Genomic DNA, 14,775 nt, shown 5'->3' with positions numbered 1-14,775 from the left:
CGCTCGTTCTTTTTTTACTGAAGTTTATACGTGTTATTTTCTACTTTAGTTAAATTATTACGTTGAATGTATTCCAAGATTTTAGGATCATCTTTCACTACAACTAAGTAATCCTTACCTTTAATTTTATCATTAAAAGTAGAAGAATCATTTAAATCATAAATTACAGAAGAATTTTTATTAAATAATTTATATCGTAAAAAGAAACCTGAGTAACCAGCATCATTTTTGCTGGCTGGTGAATAGACAGCATATGAATGTGAAGTGTCTCTGTCTTTTAAAGCATTTTTTGAATTAGGTAAGGCTTGCTCTATTTGTTCGCGTAAGCTATTTGGATAACGATTACTTAAAAAGATTGATGAGTAATCAGAAATTCGAACAAATATAACACAGGAGAACAATAGCGTTAATGATAACAAGGAAGTCATGATAATTTTATAATTGTCTGTTTTAGCTATATAACACAGCAGTTGCACAATAATAAAAGCAATTAGAAAGTTAAAAATACTTCCAGCGTAACGATCAAAACTTCCTAAGTTTAAAGCTTCTGGAGTCGGCATAGAAAGAAGATACATCGCCCACAAAATACACATATAACCTAAAAATAAAACCAAACTACTGATAATTTGTAGCTTTAATGTTTTAATCGGAATAGCAGTTTTTTTATTAAGATAGAAGGCAATCCCTAGTGCAATTATAATGAAAAGTAACAATTCGTATAGAAAATTTGAGCTTGTAAAGGAGAACATTCTAAGTAAAAACCGTTTGCTTATTTCAACAATATCTGAAAAACTTTTTTCTGAAAATATTTTTTTATAGTAAGCAATACTCATATCATGCTTCCCAGACATTCCATCTGGATATACATATTTTGTATGGCGTAGCCAAAGAAAAAAAGAAATCCAGGGCGTTAGTAAGAGTAATAAAAATTGGAACAGTTCTTTTTTTGTACAACGCTCTTTCCCTAAGACATAGCAATTCCAAAAACTTATTAGTAAAAATATAGTATTTAATCCAATGAAAATAACTCCGCTATTTTTCACTAGTAAAAGGCTAATCATTAACGGACTTGACAGGATTAAGCCGCGTTTGAAATCATGATAGTAATAAAAAATAATATTCATGGTTGCTGTTCCCAAAAGCAGCAATAGATTGTCTACCAAAAGATCCATTAGAGAAGTTGGGCCTTTAAACAAGTAAAATGAAAAAACAGCCAAAAAGAATACTAGTAGTTTTTTAACATTTTTATTTTGTTTTTGCGAAAAGCTGGTAGAAAAAATATTTTTCCAATTAAAGATGGTCGTTATGGAAGCTAAAATTAATAATATTTGTGCAAAAATAGCATTGCTTTCTGTGACGCCAACTAATTTAATAAAATAATAAATAAAAACAGCCGATCCTGGTGGATAAGAAGTAAACATTATGACATCCGTTTTAAAACTAGGAAAGCTATTTGTCAGAGACATTGATTTAACAATTAAAGCCCAATGTGAAAAATTATCGTAATGCATGAATAGTCTGTTTCGACTAACAAGAAAGAAAATAAAACTAAATAACAGGAAAAAAAGTATACCTGGCGATAATAGATCTTTTAAAGATCGCCGAATACTTTTATTTTTCCAAAAATCAAATAACAATAAGAATATACCACTGAAAATAATAATAAGTATCATGACTTTTAGAATGTTAAGAAGACCGCCTAAAAACATAGCTACAATTATTGAAGAGAAAATAATAATAGGAATAAAGTCACGTGGCACTTCTTTTTTTCTTAGATATATGCCGTAACCGACAAAGCTTAAAATAAAAGCAGTTATGCCAATAATAAAACGAAACATGTATAAACCCCCAAATGTAAAATGTAAAATCATAACTATTATAGCTTAAAATATCCTTTATACATAGACAATTAGTTTAAAATAATATTTTTGTCTCTTAATTTAAGTTTTGAAAATAAGAAATAAAAAAGTAAGGATTAGAAAGAAAAAACTCAAAAGTTAGTCTAACTTTTGAGTTTTTTCTTTCGCCCTATATATAATATATACTTTTACAATCGTTGCTTAATTTCTTCCAACAAGTCCTCTTCTGAAGAAACAACCCGACCATTCAATTTAATTAAACCAACTGTGTAAAGGTTTAAATAATGGAATTGATTTTCAGCGACTTCGTTCAAAGCATCAAGCTTTTGGTGATTATCAGCACCTTGTTGGCGGCTGTCTGTGTAAAGGGCAACCACCGGAATTCCTTTGGCATAAGCAACACCAATTTCGGAAGCTACGCCCGCATCAATGGTTGGGCCATCTAATAAAGCAACCAATAAATCGCTAGCAAGGACATTTTCTGTATCTGCTAAGGCAATCATTTTACTATCGGCATAAGCCGATTTGTCGTTAATCGCCGCATTTTCTTGTGGTAAATAAAGATCGATTGTTTTATCCAATTGTCGAATTTGTTCGACTAAATAGGCATTATAACGTAAGTCAGCTTGCGAAAATAAAGGTCCTGCAAAATAAATTTTTGTCATTTGTCTGTCTCCAATCCAAGGGTTTAGAAATAATCACTGAAATAAGCTTCCTGGTCAGGAAAAATCCGTTCCAAAGAATTTAAAGTTTCTTTATCTGTATCAATGCGCTCAATTCGATGTAAGTACGAAGGGCGTCGGTAATTCATGACTAAACAAGTTAGTGTTTGAATATCTAAGTGAACGGCGGTGCCTAAAGGTTCATCCGTAATGGTCACTTGATCATTTTCATCCCAAATTAAGCCAAAAATACCATTATTCCACTCAGCCACAGGATCTTTAACGACAAAATGGAAGGGCTTAGCCGTACTTTCAAAAGGAAAATTTTCTAAAAAGGCTTTGACATCAACAATTCGAGCCATATAATAGGGTTCAATGCTTTCTTTAATTTGGCTGTCTTCTAAAAGAAAGGCTAGTGGTTCGTTTTTATAGATATCGCCCTTGACCCAATAAACCATCGAAAAATGCGCAGTAATAAAATTCCACAAGCCATTTCGGGCTTCTTGGTTCAAGTAAAACATTTCCTTAATATGAAATACCTCATCGGCCACCCAATAGAAAAGTACTCCTAAAGGTTCTTGATTGGCACCATAATAGACAGCAGCAGTCCGTTCTTCCTCGTTTTCGAAACGCCAATATTCTTCCCAGTTGAAGGCACTACGAATGAGCGCGCCGTGATTTTGACGAGCGAATCGCGCATAGACATCAAAGACATCTGGGTGATCGACAGCTAACCGTTCAATCATTCCCGGAACAGGAACGGTTTTTGGTAATTGCGTATCCCGAATTTTAAAAGATAACTTGTCGGACATGATTTCCCAACCTTTACGTCGGTAATAAGGAATGTTGTAAGGGAAAAGATAAGAAATCCACTGTTTATCTTGGCGCATTTCTTCTAATGCCGTTTGAATCAAGTCTTTCATTAAACCGTGGTTGGCATATTCAGGATAGGTACCGACACCAGTAACGCCGCCCATTTTATACAAAGCACCATGGATATTGACTTCGCATGGATAGATAGCAATTTGTGAAATTAATTGATTTTCGTGAAACCAGCCAAATACTTTTGAAAGTTCTAAAATCGGTTGTTTTGATTTGATAAATGCGCGTTTGTTTTCAAAACCACTTTCTTCAATATCTGCTTCAGTTACTTGAAAAACATAGGAAAGAAGTTCATTAAATTGATCAATGTGTCCTTCCTCAACAGGCTTTAAGGTCAGTTGCTTTCGAAATTCTTGTTCATCCATTTTTCCATCTCCAATAAATTTACTGTTTTTAGTATACCAAATTTTTCGAAACTCTGTTAGCCTTTCGAAACCAAAAGAATAAAAGGGAAGTGCTTTAAATCTTCTTCAAAAATTGGTATAATGAAAAGTGCTGATTATCCTAGACCTTTAAACATGATAATTTGATAAAAAAGGCAACTAAAATATAACAATTGATTGATGAAGCTAGCAGGGAGCTAGCTTTTCTTAAAAGAAATGAGGCAAAAAATGAACAATAAAGAAATGAAAGCAAGACAAGAGAAAATTCGTAATTTCTCGATCATTGCCCACATTGACCATGGGAAGTCAACTTTAGCCGACCGGATTTTGGAAAAAACAAATACAGTTAGCAGTCGAGAAATGCAAGATCAATTACTTGATTCAATGGATTTAGAGAGAGAACGCGGCATTACCATCAAATTAAACGCAATTGAATTAAACTATACAGCCAAAGATGGTGAAACCTATACTTTCCATTTGATTGACACACCAGGGCACGTCGATTTCACCTATGAAGTTTCTCGTAGCTTGGCAGCTTGTGAAGGGGCTGTTCTAGTTGTTGATGCGGCGCAAGGAATTGAAGCGCAAACGCTAGCAAATGTCTATTTGGCATTGGATAATGACTTAGAAATTTTACCTGTTATTAATAAAATTGATTTACCCGCCGCTGATCCAGAGCGTGTTCGGACAGAGATTGAAGACGTAATTGGAATTGATGCATCGGAAGCTGTTTTAGCAAGTGCAAAAGCAGGGATTGGTATTGAAGATATTTTAGAACAAGTGGTGGAGTATGTACCAGCTCCATCAGGCGATATTGAGGCTCCTTTAAAGGCTTTGATTTTTGACTCTATTTACGATAGTTATCGGGGGGTCGTTTTAAACATCCGTGTAATTGACGGTGTCGTTCGTCCTGGGGATAAAATCCAAATGATGAGTAACGGTAAAACGTTTGATGTAACAGAAGTCGGCGTTTTTTCACCGAAACCAATTGCTCGTGATTATTTAATGGTTGGTGATGTGGGCTATATCACCGCTAGCATTAAAACGGTTCAAGATACACGGGTCGGGGATACAGTGACTTTGGCCGACAATCCAGCAGCAGAAGCACTACCAGGCTATCGCAAAATGAATCCAATGGTTTATTGTGGTTTATATCCAATTGATACGTCGCGCTACAACGATTTACGGGAAGCATTAGAAAAATTACAATTAAATGATGCGGCGTTACAATTTGAACCGGAAACATCGCAAGCTTTAGGGTTTGGTTTCCGTTGTGGTTTCTTAGGTTTGCTGCACATGGATGTTGTTCAGGAACGTTTGGAACGAGAATTTAATTTAGAGTTAATTACAACAGCACCGTCTGTAATCTATCACGTTAATAAAACTGACGGAACAACCGTTGTTGTTGACAACCCAGCTGAATTTCCAGAACCAGTAACGATTGAATCTGTGGAAGAACCTTATGTTAAAGCGCAAATCATGGTGCCAAATGATTATGTAGGAGCAGTAATGGAATTATCACAACGTAAACGTGGCGAATTCATTACAATGGATTACTTAGACGATTATCGTGTAAACGTAGTTTATGAAATTCCGTTATCTGAAATCGTGTTTGACTTTTTCGATAAATTGAAATCAAGTACAAAAGGCTATGCATCCTTAGATTACGAAATGGCTGGCTATCGTACTAGCCGCCTAGTGAAAATGGATATTCTATTAAATGCTGAAAAAGTGGATGCGTTAAGCTTTATTGTTCACCGAGATTTCGCATTTGAGCGTGGTAAAGCGATTGTTGAGAAACTGAAAAAACTAATTCCACGTCAACAGTTTGAAGTCCCAGTTCAAGCGGCAATTGGTCAAAAAATTGTGGCTCGTTCAGATATTAAAGCCTTACGCAAAAACGTACTGGCTAAATGCTATGGTGGCGATGTTTCTCGTAAACGTAAATTGTTAGAGAAACAAAAAGAAGGGAAGAAACGGATGAAACAAATTGGATCCGTGGAAGTTCCTCAAGAAGCCTTTATGGCGGTTCTGAAAATGGATGAAGATGATCAGAAAAAATAACTTATTAAAAAAGTACCTCAGTCTGAGCTGAGGTGCTTTTTTTGAAAATATAAATTAAAGTAAACTACATTTTAAAATAAAACACGCAAAATTGCGTGCTTTTTTATATTGTGATAGAATATACATACGAAAGCTTATAAATAATCAAAATAATTTTGCAAATCAAGTAAATAAGGAGAGAACAAATGGCTGGAACAATAAAAGAAATTGCTGAAAAAGCAGGAGTATCTAGGGGAACTGTGGATCGAGCATTGAATAATCGCGGCCGAATCAATCCTGAGGTTGCTGAAAAAATTAAAACAATAGCGAAAGAAATGAACTATGTTCCGAAGAAAAAAAAGATGGCCAAAGAAGAACCAATCAAATTAGGTGTTGTGACACAATTGGCAAAATCTTCTTTTATGATTCCAATTCGATCAGGTTTACAAGCAGTTATAGGTGATCTAAAAAAAAGAAATATTGATTGCTTTTTAGAGGAAATAGACGGGGTCGATGAAGCGGCGCAGTTACAGGCACTTGAACGCTTGTTAGAACTTGGTGTAAAAGGAATTGCCATCATGCCAGTTGATAGTGTGGCGATTAGGGAAAAAATCAATCAGCTTACGGAACAAGGCATTAAGGTCATCACATTCAATTCGGACATTGTTGGTAGTAAACGTCAATGCTTTGTCGGAATGGATAACTTTAAAAGCGGGAAGACAGCTGCTGGATTATTAGGAATGTTGACAAAAGGAGAGGGAGATGTCCTAGCTATTACTGGATATTTTGGAAATAGTGTGAATAGTTTACGGGTTGCTGGTTTTGTTGAAGAATTGAAACAGTCATTTCCGCAATTGAAATTAACAGGTGTTCAAAGCAGTTTTGATTCGAGCGATGAAGTCGAAAAGATTTTAAGTGACACATTAGAGAACTATACTAATTTAAAAGGTGTCGTTGTGTTTTCAGGAGGTCAAGCAGGAATTGCTCGTGTGTTGAAAAAAAGGGCAGGGAAAGACAGACCGTATGTGATTATCTATGATTTAACTGAGAAAAATATCGAGATGCTGAAAAAAAATCAAGTTGACTTTCTAATTGATCAAGATGGTTTTACGCAGGGTTATCGTTCTTTGCTATTATTAGCGAATCAACTACAGAATAATAAATTTATGACAGAAGAGATGTTATTTACAGATATCATTATTAAAACAAAATATAATCTTTAAAAGAAGTGTGAATCTTGCTGTAAAGCAATTCATGCTTCTTTTTTTGCGTTTTTTCAAAATGCACGCGAAAAATATGTGCTAATTTAATGTTGCACGCATTTTGAAAGCGTGCTATAATTCGTTTGTAAATAATAGAAGAACGAAGAAGAGGTGGATCTATGAGTTATATTAGCTTTGATCAATCAAAAGAATTTGATCTAGTTCTTTTAGGTAGAGTGGCTATCGATTTTAACCCTGCCTATAATGAGCAAGTTAAAGAAGAATTTAAGCCTTTAAAAAATGTTCATATGTTTGAAAAGTTTGTGGGAGGGTCTCCTGCAAATATTTCCGTGGGTATCACCAAACATGGGATGAAAGCTGGCTTCATTGGGAAAGTATCCGATGACCAGTTCGGAGAATATGTTATTGATTATTTTAATGAGCAAGGCATTGATACTTCTCAGATAAGTAAAGCGCAGCATGGCGAAAAGTTGGGTCTGACTTTTACAGAAATGTTATCGCCTAAAGAAAGTAGTATTTTAATGTATCGGAACCAAGCTTCGGATTTACAACTAAGTGTCGAAGATATCGATGAAGATTATTTGAAACGTTCAAAAGCCTTATTAATTTCAGGGACTGCTTTGGCGGAAAGCCCTTCAAGAGAAGCCGTGTTAAAAGCTGTGATGTTAGCGAAAAAAAACAACGTCAAAATTATTTTTGATATAGACTATCGAGAATACAATTGGAAAAATGTGGATGAAATCGCTATTTATTATTCAATAGTTGCGAAAGAATCAGATATTATTATGGGCTCGAGAGAAGAATTTGATTTAACTGAAAGATTGATTCAACTAAATATGACAGATAATGAAAGCGCTGTTTTTTGGCATAATTGTGGCGCTCAAATAGTCGTTATTAAACACGGGATGAAAGGCTCAACAGCTTATACAGCAGATCAACAACAGTTTTCAATTAAACCATTTCCAGTGGAGGCACGCAAGGGATTTGGTGGCGGTGATGGCTATGCTGCTGGATTTTTATATGGTTTATTTGAAGGTTGGGAAATTATCGATTGCTTGGAGTTTGGCTCAGCGGAAGCTTCGATGATGGTCAAAAGTAACAATTGCTCAGATTCTTTACCAACGACGCAAGAAGTAAAAGAGTTCATTAAACTGGAGAAGGAAATATACGGCGAAATGATCGCTAGGATTTAAGGTGGATAAAATGGAAAAGACGATTCGTTTAACGACAGCACAAGCATTATTAAAATTTTTGAATCAACAATATATCAGCATTGATGGAAAAGAAACACCTTATGTGGAAGGAATCTTTCATGTATATGGTCATGGGAATGTTTTAGGGATTGGTCAAGCGTTGGAACAAGCTCCGGGACATTTAAAAAGTTACAGTGGAAAAAACGAACAAGGGATGGCTCATGCTGCTATCGCTTTTGCTAGACAAAGTTTACGTAAGAAAATATTCGCAGTTTCAGCGTCTGCTGGTCCAGGTTCAGCTAATTTATTGACTGCTGCTGGAACGGCTTTCGCTAATAATATACCTGTATTGTTTCTGCCAGCAGATACGTTTGCTACTCGGCAACCAGATCCTGTATTACAGCAGTTGGAACATGAATCAAGTGTAACCTTTTCTACCAACGATGCTTTCCAAGCGGTTTCTCGCTATTGGGATCGTATTAATCGGCCAGAACAGCTGATGTCAGCATTGCTACGGGCATTTGAAGTTATGACCAATCCTGCAACTACAGGACCTGCCACTATTTGTTTGCCACAAGATGTTGAGTCAGAAGCCTATGATTATCCAGTAGAGTTTTTTAGAAAAAGAGTTCATTATATCGATCGACGGATGCCGACAATTCGTGAGCTTGAAACAGCTAGTCACTTGATAAAGGATAGTAAACACCCAGTAATTATTGTGGGGGGCGGTTGCAAGTATTCAGAAGCAGGTGAGAGCCTTCAGAAAATTTCTCAAGTTCATCAGATACCTTTGGTTGAAACACATGCTGGTAAATCAACTGTTTCATGGAAATTTGAAAATAATCTTGGAGGCTTGGGAATTTTAGGTACCTCAGCTGCTAATAAAGCTGTTCAGCAAGCGGATTTGATTATTGGAATTGGCACGCGTTATACGGATTTTACCACTGCATCAAAAAGTATTTTTAATTTTGAACAATCAAAAATGATAAATATTAACGTAAGTCGACCACAGACTTACAAAATGGAAGCGTTTCAAATTGTGGGAGATGCTCGAGCAACCTTAGAAGGAATTCTGCCAATGATTGAAGGATATCGAACGACTTATGGTGAAAAAATCACTGAACTGAAGAACGAATGGGTGAAAGAGCGGGAGCGATTAAAAACAACTCATTTTAAACGGAAAGATTTTGATCCGGAAATCAAAAACCACTTTACACAGGATATTTTAAATGATTATGCTGATTCTTTGAATACAACTCTGACACAAACAGAGGTTTTCGTTCATTTGAATGATTTTGTCGAAGATGATGCGATTGTGATTGGTTCGGCAGGGTCATTGCCAGGCGATATGCAACGATTGTGGAATCCTGTAAAGGAAAATACTTATCATTTAGAGTATGGCTATTCTTGTATGGGCTATGAAATTGCTGGTGCAATGGGGGTACGGCTTGCTAATCCTAATCAAGAGGTTTACGCATTAGTCGGTGACGGTAGTTTTTTGATGTTGCATAGCGAACTGGTCTCTGCATTACAATATGACAAAAAAATCAATATTGTTCTGTTCAATAATTCTGGGTTCGGATGCATTAATAATCTGCAAATGGAGAATGGCGGCGTAAGTCAAGGGACGGAATTTAGAAATACAAAAGGCGAAATTATGAATATCAATTATGCTAAAATCGCTGAAGGATATGGTGCCAAAGCGTATCAAGTCCATTCGATTGAAGAACTAAAACAGGCGATTGTCGACGCGAAAAACCAAACGCAATCGACATTGATTGAAATAAATGTTCTTCCTAAAACGATGACTGCTGGTTACGATGGTAGTTGGTGGAATGTCGGTGTTGCTGAAGTATCAGAAAAACCAGCGATTCAAGAAGCATACCAAGTTAAAAAAGAAAAACTTGCAACTGCTAGAAAATATTAGGTATTCGTCATACAACCAAAAAGTTAGGAGCGAATGAATTGAAAAAAACATTGAAACATCAACCGTTGATAAAAGAACTAGCTCCCGGTGTTCGACAAGTTCAAAATATTCGAAAAAACAACACTGATTTACAGTATATTGAGTTTCAAGTTCTTGAATTAGATAATGGAGCAATGTATCAAGAAGCTGGTAATGAACTGGAAGTTTGTATCGTCGTATTAACTGGCAAAATCAATGTTAAGGTGAGCGATAAATGGTACGAGAATTTAGGTAAACGAACCTCTGTTTTTGAAAAAATTCCGACAGATAGTATCTATATCTCAGCAAAAACGTCGTTTGAACTAATAGCAACTTCTGCTACTGTTCGTTTGGCCCTTTGTTATTCGCCAGCTAAAAAAACGTTACCAGTGCACGTGATTACCGCTGAGGAAAATACGGTTGAAAAACGAGGGATATATCAGAATAAACGACTAGTGCATAACATTTTACCAGACAATGTTGATACTGCCAGTAGTTTGTTGGTGGTTGAAGTCTACACTGAAGGTGGTAACTTTTCTAGCTATCCACCACACAAACATGACCAAGAAAATTTACCTGACGAATCTTATTTAGAAGAGACGTATTATCATGAGCTGAATCCAGAGCAAGGCTTTGTTTTTCAACGAGTATATACAGAGGATGGTTCTATAGATGAAACGATGACTGTAGAGCATCAAAATGTTGTGGAGGTACCTAAGGGATATCATCCTGTCGGCGTGCCAGATGGTTACACCTCTTATTATTTAAATGTGATGGCAGGACCTGAACGAATTTGGAAGTTTCATAACGAGAAAAAACACGAGTGGATTTTAAATCGGAACGAATTGACTAACAATTAGAAATAAAAAAATAAGTAGACTTTTTTAGGAGGAAAATAAATGACTCGATTTTTAAAGAATTATATAGGTGGCCGCTGGGTAACAAGTGCAGCCACTGAATTTGAAGAAGTGGTCAATCCGGCAACAGAAGAAGCATTAGTAAATGTTCCATTATCTAGTGAAGCAGAAACTGCAGAAGCAATCAGAGTAGCGGATGAGGCTTTTCAAACATGGAAAAAAGTAAGTGTTCCAGTTCGTGGCCGCTATCTTTTCAAATTGCATCATTTATTGATGACGAATAAAGAAAAGCTAGCACGATTAATTACGCTTGAAAATGGAAAATCTTTGTCAGAATCATTAGGTGAGGTTCAGCGAGGGATTGAAAATGTCGAGCATGCAGCGGGCATTACGAATTTAATAATGGGTGATTCTCTATCCACAGCGGCTACAGATATTGAAATTACCAATTACCGTTATCCCATCGGTGTTGTTGGGGGAATTACTCCTTTCAATTTTCCGATGATGGTACCGTTTTGGATTTTCCCAATGGCGTTAGCAGCAGGGAATACGGTGGTGCTGAAGCCTTCCGAAAAAACGCCATTATTGATGGAAAAAATTGTTGAATTAATAGAAGAAGCAGGATTTCCAAGTGGCGTCTTTAATGTTGTCTATGGGGCACACGATGTTGTTAATACTTTATTGCGTGATCCATTAGTAAAAGGAATTAGCTTTGTGGGCTCAAAAAATGTTGGTGAATATGTCTATAAAGAAGGAACAAAAAATCTGAAACGAGTCCAGGCATTAACTGGCGCAAAAAATCATGTTATCGTTTTAAAAGATGCCAACCTTGATCGTGCAGTAAAAGACATTATCGGTGGCTCTTTTGGATCAGCGGGTGAACGCTGTATGGCTGCTTCGGTGATCGTTGTAGAAGAAACTATTGCAGATCAATTCGTTGAAAAATTTAAGGCTGCAGCGCAGACGATAAAAATTGGAAATGGTCTGGAAGAAGGAGTCTTTTTAGGCCCCGTGATTCGAAAAGAGGCGCAGCAACGAACATTTGATTACATTCAAAAAGGTATTGATGAAGGAGCGGACTTATTGTTAGATGGCCGTGAAAATATTCCTGAAAAAGGCTACTTCGTGGGACCTACGATCTTTGATCGTGTCACGATGGACATGAAGATTTGGCAAGATGAAATTTTTGCACCCGTTGCCTCAATTGTTCGTGTGAAAAATCTAGAAGCAGCAGTTACACTGACCAATCAATCAGAATTTGCTAACGGTTCATGCCTCTATACGAGTAATGCTTCAGCTATCCGTTACTTTAGAGAGAATGTTGATGCAGGAATGTTAGGCATCAACTTAGGTGTACCAGCACCAATGGCTTGGTTTGCTTTTTCCGGTTGGAAACACTCTTTCTATGGTGACTTACACGCCAATGGAAAAGACAGTGTAGAATTTTATACACATCGAAAAGTTGTGACCGCTCGATACGCTCCTAGCGAAATAAACTAGTTTTACTTCGAAGCTCTGTCAAAGGAGCTTCGAGGATTCTATGATTAAAGCGGTGAAAGTATCTTTTGTTAGTACAAATGTAAGACAGGACTTTCTGAAAATAATGATTGACTGAATTAAATTGTAAGCGTATACATAATGCGCATAAAATAAAGAAATCGGAGGACAAATAATTGAAAGTAAAAGTAGGCGTAATTGGTACAGGGGCGATTGGAATCGAACATATTAACAGAATTAATCACAAGACACAAGGCGCTTTTGTAACAGCAGTATCAGATATTAATGTTGAAGCGGCAAGTAAAATTGCTGAGGAGATTGGGGCTCAATTTTTCAAAACAGGCGAAGAATTAATTGCTTCTGAAGAAGTGGAAGTTGTTGTTGTTACTTCCTGGGACCCAACACACGAAAAATATGTCTTGGAAGCAATCAAGCATGGAAAATACGTATTCTGCGAAAAACCATTAGCAATGGATGCCGCAGGATGTCGCCGAATTGTAGATGCAGAAGTCGCTTATGGTAAAAAATTGGTACAGGTGGGCTTCATGCGTCGATACGATCGTGGCTACATTGAGTTGAAAGAAGCAATTGAATCAAAACAGTATGGTGAAGCTCTGATGCTCCATTGTGCGCATAGAAATCCAAGCGCTGATGAAAATTATAAGACGCCAATGGCAATCAGTAATACTGCAATCCATGAAATTGATGTTCTTCGTTGGCTATTAGCCGAAGATTATGCCTCAGTGCAAATGATTTTACCAAAGAAAACCAGTCATACACATGCAGATTTACATGATCCTCAATTACTGATTTTCCAGACGAAATCAGGTGTAACAATTGATTTAGAAATTTTTGTTAATTGTCGTTTTGGCTACGACATTAAGTGTGACGTAGTTTTTGAAACGGCAGAAGTCGGAATGACGGATCCAGCCTATACCAAAATTAAAGCTGCGGAGAAAAATTACACACCAATTTCGCCCGACTGGCAAACGCGTTTTTTAGATGCGTATGATTACGAATTTAAGTTATGGGTTGATTCAATTAAAAACGATAAACTTGTTGGTCCAACTGCTTGGGATGGCTACGTGGCAGCAATCACAATGATGGCTTGTCATGAATCTCGTGAGTCAGGGGAAAAAGTAATGATTGAAATAGATGAACAACCAGCGTTATATACCAAATAATTCTTAAAAAAAGGAGGGGTTTTGTGGAAAATATTAGAGTAGGAATCGTAGGACTAGGTAGATTAGGCAAGGTACACGCAAAAAATTTATCTTCTGCTGTTAGTGGCTGTGAGCTTACGGCCGCCTGTAGTTTAGTTGAATCAGAATTAGCATTTGCACAGAAGGAGTTAGGTGTTAAGTATACGTTTTCTAGTTATGAAAAAATGGTTCAAAGCGCTGTAATTGATGCCGTTTTTATTGTTTCACCTTCAGGATTCCACTGTGAACAAGTCCGTTTAGCTATGGAAAATGGGAAACACGTATTTACTGAAAAACCATTGGGAATTGAAATTGAGGACATAAAAAAGACACAAGAGGTTATTGGAAAATATCCCGAGCAAGTATTTATGTTAGGTTTCATGCGCCGTTACGATGAATCTTATCAGTATGCCAAAAAAATGGTAGAAGATGGGGAAATCGGGGAAGTCACATTAATCCGTTGTTATGGAATTGATCCGAGTGATGGGCTGGAAAGCTTCGTTAAGTTTGCAATGAACAATGATAGTGGCGGTTTATTTCTAGATATGGCGATTCACGATATTGATTTGGTTCGTTGGTTTACTGGTCAAGAGGTAGAACAAGTTTGGGCAATTGGTAAAAATGCTGCATATCCAGAATTAGATCAAGTCGGTGAATTGGAAACCGGAGCAGCTATGATGAGTCTTAAAGATAAAACAATGGCTTTACTAGTTGCTGGAAGAAATGCTGCACATGGTTACCATGTCGAAACAGAAATTATGGGCACCAAAGGGATGTTACGAGTAGCGCAAGTACCTGAAAAAAATTTAGTGACTGTTATGAATAATCAAGGGGTTGTGCGACCTTGCTCTCAAAACTTTCCAGAAAGATTTAGAGAAGCGTTCATTCGAGAAGCACAAGAATTTATTTCCTGTATTCAAGTAAAACGTCAACCAGCAGTTAATGCAGAAGATGGTTTACAATCAACAAAAATTGCATTAGCTTGTCAAGAATCATTTGATACGAATCGTTTGGTACAACTATAAATGA

11 protein-coding genes are annotated in these 14,775 nt (G+C 36.6%); 8 read left to right on the top strand and 3 right to left on the bottom strand.

Features of this window, described 5'->3' with window-relative positions:
• Nucleotides 1-14: 14 nt before the first annotated feature.
• The 3 genes from IGK03_RS09445 to IGK03_RS09435 all read right to left on the bottom strand — a co-directional run bounded on the left by IGK03_RS09445 (nucleotide 15) and on the right by IGK03_RS09435 (nucleotide 3,768).
• Nucleotides 15-1,838, bottom strand: a complete 1,824-nt coding sequence (locus IGK03_RS09445; RefSeq protein WP_010713228.1) for a hypothetical protein — start codon at nucleotides 1,836-1,838, stop codon at nucleotides 15-17.
• Between the two features lie 209 nt (nucleotides 1,839-2,047).
• Nucleotides 2,048-2,524 (bottom strand): nucleoside 2-deoxyribosyltransferase, encoded by a 477-nt coding sequence (locus IGK03_RS09440; protein ID WP_010713229.1) that lies wholly within the window; start codon nucleotides 2,522-2,524, stop codon nucleotides 2,048-2,050.
• A gap of 23 nt (nucleotides 2,525-2,547) precedes the next feature.
• Complete coding sequence (locus IGK03_RS09435) at nucleotides 2,548-3,768, bottom strand: GNAT family N-acetyltransferase (protein ID WP_002366990.1); 1,221 nt, start codon at nucleotides 3,766-3,768, stop codon at nucleotides 2,548-2,550.
• Nucleotides 3,769-4,014: 246 nt separating this feature from the next.
• On the opposite strand from IGK03_RS09435, the gene lepA reads away from it, so the two are divergent.
• From lepA to iolG, 8 genes are all read left to right on the top strand, one after another.
• Nucleotides 4,015-5,850, top strand: coding sequence for a translation elongation factor 4 (gene lepA / locus IGK03_RS09430; RefSeq protein ID WP_002362155.1), 1,836 nt, complete (start codon nucleotides 4,015-4,017; stop codon nucleotides 5,848-5,850).
• Nucleotides 5,851-6,035: 185 nt separating this feature from the next.
• Entirely contained in the window at nucleotides 6,036-7,052 is a 1,017-nt protein-coding gene (locus IGK03_RS09425; RefSeq protein ID WP_010775993.1) for a LacI family DNA-binding transcriptional regulator, read from the top strand.
• A gap of 158 nt (nucleotides 7,053-7,210) precedes the next feature.
• A complete protein-coding gene (iolC, locus tag IGK03_RS09420; RefSeq protein WP_033921834.1) occupies nucleotides 7,211-8,245 on the top strand; it encodes a 5-dehydro-2-deoxygluconokinase in 1,035 nt (344 codons plus the stop codon).
• 10 nt (nucleotides 8,246-8,255) lie between these two features.
• Nucleotides 8,256-10,172, top strand: a complete 1,917-nt coding sequence (gene iolD, locus IGK03_RS09415) for a 3D-(3,5/4)-trihydroxycyclohexane-1,2-dione acylhydrolase (decyclizing) (RefSeq protein ID WP_033921831.1) — start codon at nucleotides 8,256-8,258, stop codon at nucleotides 10,170-10,172.
• Nucleotides 10,173-10,210: 38 nt separating this feature from the next.
• Nucleotides 10,211-11,050 carry a 5-deoxy-glucuronate isomerase gene (gene iolB, locus IGK03_RS09410; RefSeq protein ID WP_010713232.1) on the top strand — a complete coding sequence of 280 codons (840 nt, stop codon included), beginning with the start codon at nucleotides 10,211-10,213 and terminating at the stop codon, nucleotides 11,048-11,050.
• A gap of 39 nt (nucleotides 11,051-11,089) precedes the next feature.
• The gene (locus IGK03_RS09405) at nucleotides 11,090-12,547 is read left to right on the top strand and encodes a CoA-acylating methylmalonate-semialdehyde dehydrogenase (RefSeq protein ID WP_010713233.1); all 1,458 of its coding nucleotides are present in this window, start codon (nucleotides 11,090-11,092) and stop codon (nucleotides 12,545-12,547) included.
• 173 nt (nucleotides 12,548-12,720) lie between these two features.
• A complete protein-coding gene (locus IGK03_RS09400; protein ID WP_002364407.1) occupies nucleotides 12,721-13,728 on the top strand; it encodes a Gfo/Idh/MocA family protein in 1,008 nt (335 codons plus the stop codon).
• Nucleotides 13,729-13,751: 23 nt separating this feature from the next.
• Nucleotides 13,752-14,771, top strand: coding sequence for an inositol 2-dehydrogenase (iolG, locus tag IGK03_RS09395; RefSeq protein WP_033921830.1), 1,020 nt, complete (start codon nucleotides 13,752-13,754; stop codon nucleotides 14,769-14,771).
• Nucleotides 14,772-14,775: the final 4 nt, after the last annotated feature.

Origin of the sequence: Enterococcus sp. DIV2453a (genome assembly GCF_050533535.1) — a bacterium.
GTDB classification, from domain to species: Bacteria; Bacillota; Bacilli; order Lactobacillales; family Enterococcaceae; genus Enterococcus; species Enterococcus faecalis.
Note: the sequence above shows the minus strand (reverse complement) of the source record. Positions and strands in the feature narration are given on the sequence as shown.

Excerpts from the sequence above, each read along its gene's own strand:
- IGK03_RS09445 (WP_010713228.1), bottom strand. The coding sequence starts at position 1,838 with ATGTTTCGTTTTATTATTGGCATAACTGCTTTTATTTTAAGCTTTGTC.
- IGK03_RS09440 (WP_010713229.1), bottom strand. The coding sequence starts at position 2,524 with ATGACAAAAATTTATTTTGCAGGACCTTTATTTTCGCAAGCTGACTTA.
- IGK03_RS09435 (WP_002366990.1), bottom strand. The coding sequence starts at position 3,768 with ATGGATGAACAAGAATTTCGAAAGCAACTGACCTTAAAGCCTGTTGAG.
- lepA (WP_002362155.1), top strand. The coding sequence starts at position 4,015 with ATGAACAATAAAGAAATGAAAGCAAGACAAGAGAAAATTCGTAATTTC.
- IGK03_RS09425 (WP_010775993.1), top strand. The coding sequence starts at position 6,036 with ATGGCTGGAACAATAAAAGAAATTGCTGAAAAAGCAGGAGTATCTAGG.
- iolC (WP_033921834.1), top strand. The coding sequence starts at position 7,211 with ATGAGTTATATTAGCTTTGATCAATCAAAAGAATTTGATCTAGTTCTT.
- iolD (WP_033921831.1), top strand. The coding sequence starts at position 8,256 with ATGGAAAAGACGATTCGTTTAACGACAGCACAAGCATTATTAAAATTT.
- IGK03_RS09405 (WP_010713233.1), top strand. The coding sequence starts at position 11,090 with ATGACTCGATTTTTAAAGAATTATATAGGTGGCCGCTGGGTAACAAGT.